1 protein-coding gene is annotated in these 1,387 nt (G+C 62.7%); it reads right to left on the bottom strand.

The annotated features are described in order from the left end of the window. Positions 1-22: 22 nt before the first annotated feature. Positions 23-1,228 (bottom strand): IS110 family RNA-guided transposase, encoded by a 1,206-nt coding sequence (locus tag GYH35_RS31330; protein ID WP_161830450.1) that lies wholly within the window; start codon positions 1,226-1,228, stop codon positions 23-25. Between the last annotated feature and the right edge of the window lie 159 nt (positions 1,229-1,387).

Raw genomic sequence — 1,387 nt, 5'->3', positions numbered from 1 at the left:
GGGGGGTGCCCCTATGTTGTTGTCAATGGAGTTCCACCGCCGGTGGGGTGTAGAGAGTGCCGTCTCGTAGCATGGCGAACAGGACATCACAACGTCGCCGGGCGAGTGCGATGAGGGCTTGGTTGTGACGTTTGCCTTGGCCGATCTTGCGAGCGTAGTAGGCCCTAGAGATTGGGTCGCGCAACGCTGCGAACGCCGACAGGAACATCGCACGTTTGAGCTGTTTATTGCCTCGGCGAGACGGATGCTCGCCTCGGATCGACGAGCCGGAGCGTCGAGTAACAGGCGCGAGCCCCGCATAGGCGGCCAGATGAGCTGCGGAGGCGAACGCACGGCTCGCGACATCGATCAGGAGTCTCGCCGCGGTCCTGACACCGACTCCCGGCATGCTTGTCAGGACCGGATGGAGAGGGTGCGCGAGGACCAGACGTTCGACTTCCTTTTCGACTTCAGCGCGCTGACGTCGCAGCGCTGCCAGTTGTTGCGCAAGGCGCGGCAAGACAACGGTGGCGGCCTGGGTGCCCAGCACGACGACCGTTTGTTCCGAGAGCGCTTGGACGATTTCAGCGGCCCAGCGCTTACCCATGCGCGGCGCCAGTTTGATCAGTCGGTTCGCCAGTTGTCTCTCGCTGAGAGCGGCAAGTTGAGCGGGAGAAGGATATCGCTCGATGAGATCGAGCATCGCGGAGTGATCCAGATGCGGCCCGACAACGCGCTCGAGTGCGGGATGTATCTGCGTCAGCAGGCCGCGGATGCGATTGCTGGTTTGGGTGATCTGGCCAACCAGGTCATCATCGAAGCCGCACAGCATCGTGAGCTCCGCGACTTCATTGTCGGCCAACTTCAGCGAACGCAACGTGTGCGGCATGCTGCGCGCCGCTTCCGCAATGATGTATGCATCGCGCGCATCGGTCTTGGCTTCACCGGCGTGCAGATCGGCGATCCGACGCATCGCAAGTCCCGGGAGATAGGCGACTGCGACTCCTTCAGCTCGCGCCACCGCGACCGGAAGTGCGCCGATCGTCGCCGGCTGGTCGACCACGAGCAACACGCCGCCATGTTCTTTGAGCTTGGTGATGAGTGCTCGAAGCTTGGCTTCGTCATTCGGCAGAGCACTATCGAGCAGGCGTTTGCCGGTGACATCAAGTGCCACGGCATGATGTGCCTCTTTGCCAACGTCGACGCCGACGAAGACCTGGATACGATCCTGCGGCTCGGTGCCTGTCATCGGTGCCCCCCTTGTAGTTATCGTTATCGGCGGCCAGCGACCTACAGCAGCCAGTCTCGGCATCCACGTTACGAGCGACCTCGGATTGCTCCGGGTCCAGCCCCTATCAGCGATCACCGGCTGCCGACCCGGCCCGGTGACAACACCCCCCGGATCATG

This window comes from Steroidobacter agaridevorans, from assembly GCF_009932555.1.
GTDB classification, from domain to species: Bacteria; Pseudomonadota; Gammaproteobacteria; order Steroidobacterales; family Steroidobacteraceae; genus Steroidobacter; species Steroidobacter agaridevorans.
This window is presented reverse-complemented; position numbering and strand designations above follow the sequence as displayed.

Excerpts from the sequence above, each read along its gene's own strand:
- GYH35_RS31330 (WP_161830450.1), bottom strand. The coding sequence starts at position 1,228 with ATGACAGGCACCGAGCCGCAGGATCGTATCCAGGTCTTCGTCGGCGTC.